Genomic DNA, 8,240 nt, shown 5'->3' with positions numbered 1-8,240 from the left:
TTTTTGCGGAATATGGCACTGTCAAACGGGTTCAGTTACCTACAGACCGAGAAACAGGGCGTTTAAGAGGGTTTGCCTTTGTAGAAATGGAAACAGAGGCAGAAGAAACAGCGGCCATTGAAGCCCTGGATGGTGCTGAGTGGATGGGGCGTGACCTCAAGGTTAATAAGGCAAGACCCCGAGAAGAAAGAAGTTCTCCAGGGGGCAACTGGGAAAATCGAGGTGGTGCTTCTCGACGCTACTAAATAGCAGTTCAGTACCAAAATCAAAGATGTATCTGTGGTGTTGAGTTCTGGTAAAGCTGGCTTTCTAAGTCAATTAACTCCTCCCCGGATGCCTAAAACATGGGAACTTAACGATTGTAAGAGTCAATATTAACTCCTCAGAACCTTGAATGTTGAACTCTCTAACTGCAAACGTAAGTTTTGACCTGATCCACTAGTCTAGATTCTTCGGAGGCATCCTTATAAACCTAGATACCTAATTCTATGGACAAGATCATTTTAGAAGTCCTCAAGCAAGGGGATAAAACCCGAGGTCAGCTCTTTGATCTCACTGGCAAAAGTTATCCAATGCTGGTTCAGGCCTTAGAACGTCTTAAAGATCGAGAGTTGATCGAAACTTACTTCGTTCCTACAGAAGGACTATCGATCCTCACCTATCGTCTGAGAGCTAAAAATTGACATCGCCCATTGCAATTATCTTCTCAGTATCTCCCCCAACCCTATGAATACCAAAGAACTCTTAAGTCGTTATGCTGCCGGACAAAGAGATTTTCGAAATCTGAACCTGATGGCTGCCAACTTGAGAAATCTAAATCTAAGTGGTGCCAACTTGAGTGGTGCCAACTTAACGAAGGCGAATCTCACCAAAACGAATCTGAGTCATGCAAATCTCACTGATGCCGTTTTAACCGGAGCGAACTTCACTGAGACTAACTTAACGAAGGCAAATCTCACCAATGCCACCCTAAGCGATGTGAACCTCAGCCATGCTTATTTACGGGGCACTATCTTGATTGGCAATCACCCTAGCCTCCCCACATTGGAATCCGCCTAGCTGTAATTCTTGCTGGCGTTGTCTAGGCATCTGGATATTGTCGATAAATCGCAAAAATCTATCCTAGAGGATGTTTATCCCATTGATTCAGCCTTCTGAAGGGCTTCCCCTAGAACGCAGTCGTTCGTCATCAACGTAACACTGGAATTTGAGGAAACCATGGAAAAACTTCCAGTGAATTTTTACAGATGATCGTCACAGATATTTTAGAAGTTACTGATTAAGCATTCAACATCGGTTCTCCCAAGAGGTTCATTGGTCATGACTCCAGAGGTGATACGTATTGTCACTGATATCAGACAAGAGTTTTACACTCGTTTTGCTGCGGCCATGAAGGTTCCAGTGAAAGTTCCCAGCGGCGGATCATCCGTTGGCAAGTTTTTCCATGGCTTCTTGGGTCGATCAGAAGCAGCGATTAAATTACTTGCGAATTTATGCCTATACTGCACCCGATGAATTAGTTCCTGAGCGTCCGTTAATTCTGCGGATTTCGGTGAACAAGGGTGCCGATATCCTCACCATTGCCAAGCGGGGAAGAGACTATCAAGGACTGAATCGGAGTTGGTACTTTGAGTTAAGTCTACTACCCGAAGAAATCTTAGACTTTCTCCCTTGGGTCGTCAGCTTAGTGATTGCTTCGGATAAAGGTTCTGCTGTAGTTGTATCAGATCCCCCGCATCCGTTTGACTTTAGAACAGCAAATGCGCTGTCATTTCATCATGCCTGGACCCATCAAGCTAGCAGTAGACTCGCTCAACAATTAATCCCAATGAAGGGATATGCGCCACATTTGACGACTTTATAAGCGAATCGGCATTCATTTTCCCTACGCTGTCAGCTTTGCAGGGATGGCTCAAGAGGTTTGCAGGGGAGTTTTTTTGAGGCAATGCATTGCCTCAAAAAAATTCTTGCCCAACCACTCGTTAAGATCAGGCAGTATTGACTGGTAGCTGGCTATAGTGCTGGGTATTCTCATTGTTTTACTGTCTGCTTGCTTTTTCTGTTTCCAAAACGTGATTGTGCGGGTGCTCTTCCATCAGCAGACGCTACTCGGACTGTTTCCCACGGGGGGCTTCGTTCCCCCTACCCTGCAACACTCKTTTTTTACTGATGTTCATGCGGATGCTCTGGGTTGTGCCCCTGATGGCTTTCCTATGTCCTCAGATCTATCCACCCTTCTGGCAGGATCTGGAGCAACTGCGGCACCCAGAGCGCCGTCCTCTGCTCCAGCAATCCCTTGGGTGTGGATTTTTCATGTTTCTCTACCTCGCCCTGCTCTACATTGCGATTGGGCTAATTCCCACAGGGATTGCGCTGACATTAGTTTTTTAGTTATCCCGTCTTCACGGCTCTAGTTTTCTTGGCATTTGTTGGGCAACCGTCCCACGTTGCTGCGTTGGGGGGGCATTGGGTTAGTGTTGTTCGGCAGTTCCCTAACTCTCCCCCCGATTGCTTGGGGAACCCATAGCGGGAACGTTACTGGGGGGATTATGGGAATTGCCGCCGGGGTCACCTACGCACTGTACACTGTCCTTGCCCAAAAGAGTCTGCAAACATTGCACCCGATTCCCTTTACCTGGCTGAGTTTCGCTACCACCTTGGTTTTGTCAGCGGGGTGTCTGTTGTTCTGGGATCTTCAGGATAGTCAACTCCCCTGGTTAGCCCTATGGATCGGTGGATTTCTATCCGCGATCGCCACGTCCGGGGGGCATATTCTGAACAACTTTGGCATTCGCCTGATTGGTGCCACTTCCGCGTCTATGATTGGTGCCAGTAGTCCAGCCCTGACAGTCGTTTTAGCCTGGTTGGTGATTCAAGAACGGCTGAATAGTCTACAAATCCTGGGAGTGGTGATTGTGACCTTAAGCGTGGCTCTCCTGAGTTGGGATCATCGGTTCTTTAGCCATAGAACCCAGCACTAGCAGTTGTCTGAGAGGTCACTGCGGTACTAACAACGTCGGGAATCCAACTGTAGGGATCCACTACCGAGGCTTAACGGACAACAACCGTGAGGGTTAAATCGCTCATCCCCCAGACGGCAAAAAACTGACGAAATAACATCTGACTTGCCATGCTTAGATCTCCATTGGCATCCACCAAACCACCCTGAAGGAGGCGTCCCCCATCGGTTTCTAGATCTAATCGCCATTCGCCATTTTCGTCTTTGTGGAGGACTAAGTGACCATTGGCGATCACCTGTCCGGCCCGACTGACAATCGCACACCGCATTGCTTCGTTTCCCCAATTGAACCGATCATAGTTAACCATGAATCAGGGTTGGATTTATCGAGAACAGGTAGATGGAGCCAATGCCGGGTTGACAATTTTGGCCTACTTCACCCATCGCTATCGCCATTCCAGTCAAACCGTGTGGCAATCCCGAATTATCTGTGGGGAAATTCTGCTCGATGATCAGCAGACAACTGCGGATACCCTTTTAAAACCAGGGCAATGGCTGAGCTACCATCGTCCACCTTGGGAAGAACCAGTGGTGCCCCTGACCTTTGAGGTGCTGTATCAGGACGCGGATGTATGGGTGGTGGCAAAACCCGCAGGACTCCCTGTACTCCCTGGGGGCGGGTTTCTCGAACATACACTGTTATGGCAATTGCAACAGCAGTATCCCCAGGAAACTCCTGTTCCCATTCATCGGTTGGGTCGAGGAACTTCGGGATTACTGCTACTGGCGCGATCGCCCCTGGCTAGAGTCGCCCTCAGTGAGCAAATGCGCCATCGCCAAATCTGCAAAACTTACCGTGCTTTAGTCAAAACCTGTGATCTCCCTCTAAAGGACACGTTTACCATTACCCAACCCATTGGCAAAATCCCCCATCCCGTCTTAGGCTATGTCTATGGAGCCGTCCCCGATGGGCGATTCGCCCAGAGTGACTGCCAAGTGCTCAAACGCCGTCCTGAAACCACCCTGTTGGCAGTGACCATCCGCACTGGCCGTCCCCACCAAATTCGGATTCATCTGGCAGCCGCTGGGTGTCCCCTCGTGGCAGATCCCCTGTATGAGATTGGAGGCCTACCTCGATGCCAGCCTAAGGGAGCCGAGAAACTCCCCGTCCCTGGAGATTGTGGCTACTATCTACATGCCTTCCAGCTAGACTTTATCCATCCCCGAACCCATCAACCCTTGAGCATTCTCTGCCCTGCTCCTGTAGTACTAGATGAAAGCGAATCGGTCGTTTGAGCTACTATCGCCAACATCCCCAAGCATTTTCTCCCCAATACTTGAGTGAGCTAGAGGGGCAAATTCTGGCCTGCCCTTACTTTGCGGTAAACAATCTCAATCGTGATTTTGTGGGCACCAAGGGGTTTTCAGTAGTATTCCGGCGATCGCATTTGATCACCGTTGAGCAGCACTTCCCTTACTTCAAACCCTATCTCAATCTGGCGCTGCAACCTGACTGTAATGCCTTTTATCTCAATCCCCTGCTCTTAAAAGCCGGTTCGCGGGTCGATCCCCATATTGATCGCTCCCTGCGCTCATACTGCAAGACCATTGCCCCTCCGGCGATGGTCAGTGTGCTCTATGTTGCAGTGCCACCGGATTTGCGGGGAGGGGAACTGGTGCTCCGCACTCACAAACGTCAGGTTGGGTCGATTGTCCCTCGGCTCAACACCCTGCTCTGGTTTCAGGGTGACCTGACTCATTCCGTGAACCCGGTCACCAGCGCTAGTAGTCGCCTCAGCCTAGTGTGTGAGCAGTACAGCCTCGACGATGCTCAACTGGTAGAGATCCCAGAATTTACGCTGGAATCGAGGGCGATTAAGGTCAAGGATCAGGGACGGAAATACCGGAGAGAGTATATTTAACCGATGACCAGACTGCCTAGCAGAGTTTCACCAGAAGTTAGATACAAACTGATTGAGGGTTTATTGTATATGTCGCTGGTAAAGCACAAGCCGATAGAGGAGAAATAAGGGCGGATCTAGGTTATCTCCTGTTCCAGCACCGAGGCGATCGCCCGCTTGGCATTCTCCTGAAACTCCAGTACGTTTACCTGGTTCAAGATCACCACTGCCAACAACATCCCCAAGGTTTGACAGGCAAACACCAAACCAAAGGCAAAGACAGGTTGGGGAAAGAGAGAGCGTCCGAGATCGAGTAAGGCTCCGCCAGCCACCGTCGCACTGGCCTGAGAGAGGGCTTGGGCCAATCCCCAAGCTCCGACAAAGGTGCCGGCAGTTTCGGCAGCGGTTAAATCTAGCATCAAACTCACGGCTCCATTGGTTAAAATTCCTGAAGCCACCCCAAACACCCCCACCGCTGCCTTCAGCAAGCTGGGATTCTGGGTCAGTCCAGAGAGGATCACCAGCAAGAAACTAGCTGCCGTGAACAGGCACCCCAGTCGAGCCGTAGACTGCTTCCCGAGGCGGGGGACGATGAGGAAACCTGCGATCGCCATCCCGGTCAAAATGCCATAGCCCCAGTACTTATTCAGGCCGGCACTCTCCCCCAGGGTCATCCCAAAAACTTCACGGGCATAGGGTTCGAGAATCGGTTGTTGCAGGAACAGACTCAGGGTCATTACCAAGAGAAAGGCGAAGAAGAATCCTGTTTGGCGAGAAGCAGTAAGCACCTTCAGGGCGGTGTTGAGGGTGATCTGGTCTTCCCGTCCCTCTAGGGTTGAGCGACTGGCATAGCGAGAATACTTTTTTTCAATGCCAACGGTTGCGATAAAACCCAGGCAGAGAACCGCCAAGGGGACAATCATAAAGAGGCGATTGACCCCTGATTGCAGGGTTTCAGGGGTCAATCCTGCGAGTAATCGTTCCCCTGTGATCGCCCCCACCACAATCCCCACCATTAACATCGACCAGACAATGCCGACGAGTTTAGAGCGGTTATCTTCATCTGAGACATCTACAAGCAAGGCGGTGAAGGGGGTGGAACTGGCACTAATACACAGCCCATAGAGGGCAAAGATACACGCTAGCAAGACCGACCAAGCCGTACTCTCTAGGGTCCAAACTGGGGCAACAATGGCTTCAAATTGGGAGGATACGTGCAGACTGTGCCCCAGTTGCCAAACAACCTGGAGAGCCAGAAACAGACAGATCACCTGGAAACATAATCCCAGCCAAATATAGCCTGTGCGGTGATAACCGCGAATCGGTCGAGCATCAGACCGTTGCCCAAACCAGACCCGCGCTGGGGAAACAAACTGGTACATGGCGATCGCCCCGGCGGCAATCGTGCCCGGTACTTTAAGCTCCGAAATCATCACTTGATTGAGAACGCCCAGCGTCAACAAAGAAAGCATCCCCAGCCCCATCTGAAACAGACCCAGCCGGAACATCGTCAGCAGGCGAAGGCGGGGCAGGGACGAGGCAGTGATGGCCGGACTCTCTTGCCAGTCTGATAAATCACTGGTTGCCATAGTTCTTGGATGATTTCACTTCAGTTATCTCGCTTCCTTTATAGAATAATGGCTCTTTCCCCCAGCTTATGGCGTTGCAGGAGCGATCGCCTGTTGGATTTGATCGGGAGTTAGGGATTTGATGAAACTGACACCAAAGGGGGCTGGCACCAGGGTTTTGACATAGGACTGGTTCAGATAGGACAAATACTGGGACTGATTGGCAACATAGCCCATAAAAAACGGCAATACTCAACGCCTTCAGAGACGGTTGAGCTAGCTTGGGATTCGGCCCAATCATCTCGGGAGGGATGGGTAATCCTGCTTGGCCATCGCCTCCGCTCAGAAACGAAAAGTGAGTGCCTTCTTTCAACAGAAACAGATACCGATCCGGTGCTGTCATCGAAGAAAAGGGATAAATTTGCTCTGGTACAGGGGGGGCAAATACATCATCGGTTCCCGATATCAGCATCGTGGGTACTTGCAGTTGACTCATACCATCCGCGCCAAAAACCGCACTGGTCAGGGGATTAATTGAGATTACCGCTTTCACCCTGGGGTCTCCAAAGTTATTGGGAGTAGTCGGCGCATTAGTTAATGGACATTGAAACAACAGGGAGAGATTGAAGGTCAGAATCAGTTTTTGGAAATTAGAAGGACTGCAAGTTTGCTGGAGATTGGGGAAGTTCAACACCGCCCCCGCCCCCGCCAGAACGGTATATCCTCCCAAAGACTGACCCACCATCCCCACTTGTTTGGGGTTGATCAGCTTGTTCCAGCCAGGGGTGGACTGCACTTTTTGTTCCAGTTCATCCAGCAGAATCTTGGTTCCTTTGGCTCGATTGATCATGGATTGGGGAATATTGATCTCGGTTTGACTGACCCCATTCAAAAAACCCAACACGTTCTCTGTACCAGTCAGAGGCGTTTCCGGGACGACCACCGCAAAGCCATGGGAGACTAAATGTTCTGCCAGGTAGGCAAAGGTCGAACGATTGGAGGCAAAACCTGAGACAATGACAATCACCGGGGCAGGGGCATTCAACCCTTGGGGGATGTAGAGGTCAACGGGTACAGGTTCCTTTAATCCCAGGGATAAGCCATTAAACCCCAGGGTCTGCTTGTTCCACTTCGTCGTTCCGGGCTTGGCTAAATCTGTCTGGGGAACCTGACCCGCAGGAGCTGCCGCTGCCAGTTTGTCAATCTCCGCAAAGATCAAGCCTCGATTTCTCAAGATTCTACTGATGGTGCTCACCGCTTGAAAGGATAACTTGCCATCAATTTTCATCGTAGGGCTGGGAAATTGGCGAATCAAATCGAGCACTGTAAACCCCTTAGGATTGGCAGCCGCTGCCTGGGTAAAGGCAGTCTCTAGCGCCGCCTGACCATTTTTGTCGTCCTGAGTGGTCAAAAACGCTCCCAGGGCTTGAAAAATAATCTGACCTGTTTGCGTTTTGGCAAATTGAGTCACGATGGTGGGCGTGAGTTCAAAGGGCTGTTGCAGCAGCGTTCTCAAATTCGAGACATATTCCTGGGGTGCCAACCGGGCATAAATTGATAGATCCCCACTCAGTTGCCCTGTCTGGGTGAAGGTTTCCAGGGTGCTGACCGGGACCTGAAAGGTCTGCCTCCCAAACCCCAGGCTGATTTGTTCTGCTGCCAGACCAGGGCTGGCCCACAAGCTCAACAGGATGCCTAAACCAGGTAACCATCTCAAGGGTGATGGGGAATGCTTACCTATTTGAGGTTGCTGGTTATCGGTACGATTGAGCAGGGATGGCATAAATTTTCACTCCAAGTTGGGTTTCAACA

At 50.5% G+C, this 8,240-nt stretch carries 9 protein-coding genes and 1 pseudogene; 7 read left to right on the top strand and 3 right to left on the bottom strand.

Features of this window, described 5'->3' with window-relative positions; genetic code table 11:
• The 5 genes and pseudogenes from DO97_RS11915 to DO97_RS31170 all read left to right on the top strand — a co-directional run.
• On the top strand, positions 1-245 hold a 245-nt coding region (locus DO97_RS11915), incomplete at its 5' end, for an RNA recognition motif domain-containing protein (RefSeq protein ID WP_036533626.1).
• Between the two features lie 243 nt (positions 246-488).
• Positions 489-683, top strand: a complete 195-nt coding sequence (locus DO97_RS11910) for a hypothetical protein (RefSeq protein WP_036533624.1) — start codon at positions 489-491, stop codon at positions 681-683.
• Positions 684-726: 43 nt separating this feature from the next.
• The gene (locus DO97_RS11905; protein ID WP_036533623.1) at positions 727-1,059 is read left to right on the top strand and encodes a pentapeptide repeat-containing protein; all 333 of its coding nucleotides are present in this window, start codon (positions 727-729) and stop codon (positions 1,057-1,059) included.
• Between the two features lie 370 nt (positions 1,060-1,429).
• On the top strand, positions 1,430-1,864 hold the full coding sequence (locus DO97_RS11900; RefSeq protein WP_193365074.1) for a hypothetical protein: 435 nt from the start codon (positions 1,430-1,432) through the stop codon (positions 1,862-1,864).
• A gap of 154 nt (positions 1,865-2,018) precedes the next feature.
• A pseudogene (locus DO97_RS31170) lies at positions 2,019-2,981 on the top strand (DMT family transporter).
• A 70-nt stretch (positions 2,982-3,051) separates the two neighbouring features.
• Here the strand turns inward: DO97_RS31170 and DO97_RS11890 are convergent.
• A complete protein-coding gene (locus DO97_RS11890; protein WP_036533656.1) occupies positions 3,052-3,288 on the bottom strand; it encodes a hypothetical protein in 237 nt (78 codons plus the stop codon).
• Between the two features lie 37 nt (positions 3,289-3,325).
• Here DO97_RS11890 and DO97_RS11885 point away from each other — a divergent pair, with 37 nt between their 5' ends.
• Complete coding sequence (locus DO97_RS11885; protein ID WP_036533621.1) at positions 3,326-4,255, top strand: RluA family pseudouridine synthase; 930 nt, start codon at positions 3,326-3,328, stop codon at positions 4,253-4,255.
• On the top strand, positions 4,252-4,881 hold the full coding sequence (locus DO97_RS11880; RefSeq protein WP_036533619.1) for a 2OG-Fe(II) oxygenase: 630 nt from the start codon (positions 4,252-4,254) through the stop codon (positions 4,879-4,881). Before DO97_RS11885 ends, DO97_RS11880 begins: the two co-directional genes overlap by 4 nt.
• 116 nt (positions 4,882-4,997) lie before the next feature.
• On the opposite strand, the gene DO97_RS11875 is transcribed toward DO97_RS11880, so the two are convergent.
• Positions 4,998-6,449: a BCD family MFS transporter gene (locus DO97_RS11875; protein WP_036533617.1), complete on the bottom strand. Its 1,452-nt coding sequence runs from the start codon at positions 6,447-6,449 to the stop codon at positions 4,998-5,000.
• The gene (locus tag DO97_RS11870; protein ID WP_036533615.1) at positions 6,436-8,211 is read right to left on the bottom strand and encodes an alpha/beta hydrolase; all 1,776 of its coding nucleotides are present in this window, start codon (positions 8,209-8,211) and stop codon (positions 6,436-6,438) included. The genes DO97_RS11875 and DO97_RS11870 overlap by 14 nt, the downstream gene beginning before the upstream one ends.
• Between the last annotated feature and the right edge of the window lie 29 nt (positions 8,212-8,240).

Origin of the sequence: Neosynechococcus sphagnicola sy1, assembly GCF_000775285.1 — a bacterium.
Classification (GTDB): Bacteria; Cyanobacteriota; Cyanobacteriia; order Neosynechococcales; family Neosynechococcaceae; genus Neosynechococcus; species Neosynechococcus sphagnicola.
The sequence above is the reverse complement of the archived record's forward strand: the minus strand, read 5'-3'. Positions and strand labels throughout refer to the sequence as shown.

Coding starts and splice junctions, on each gene's coding strand:
- DO97_RS11910 (WP_036533624.1), top strand. CDS start 489: ATGGACAAGATCATTTTAGAAGTCCTCAAGCAAGGGGATAAAACCCGA.
- DO97_RS11905 (WP_036533623.1), top strand. CDS start 727: ATGAATACCAAAGAACTCTTAAGTCGTTATGCTGCCGGACAAAGAGAT.
- DO97_RS11890 (WP_036533656.1), bottom strand. CDS start 3,288: ATGCGGTGTGCGATTGTCAGTCGGGCCGGACAGGTGATCGCCAATGGT.
- DO97_RS11885 (WP_036533621.1), top strand. CDS start 3,326: ATGAATCAGGGTTGGATTTATCGAGAACAGGTAGATGGAGCCAATGCC.
- DO97_RS11875 (WP_036533617.1), bottom strand. CDS start 6,449: ATGGCAACCAGTGATTTATCAGACTGGCAAGAGAGTCCGGCCATCACT.
- DO97_RS11870 (WP_036533615.1), bottom strand. CDS start 8,211: ATGCCATCCCTGCTCAATCGTACCGATAACCAGCAACCTCAAATAGGT.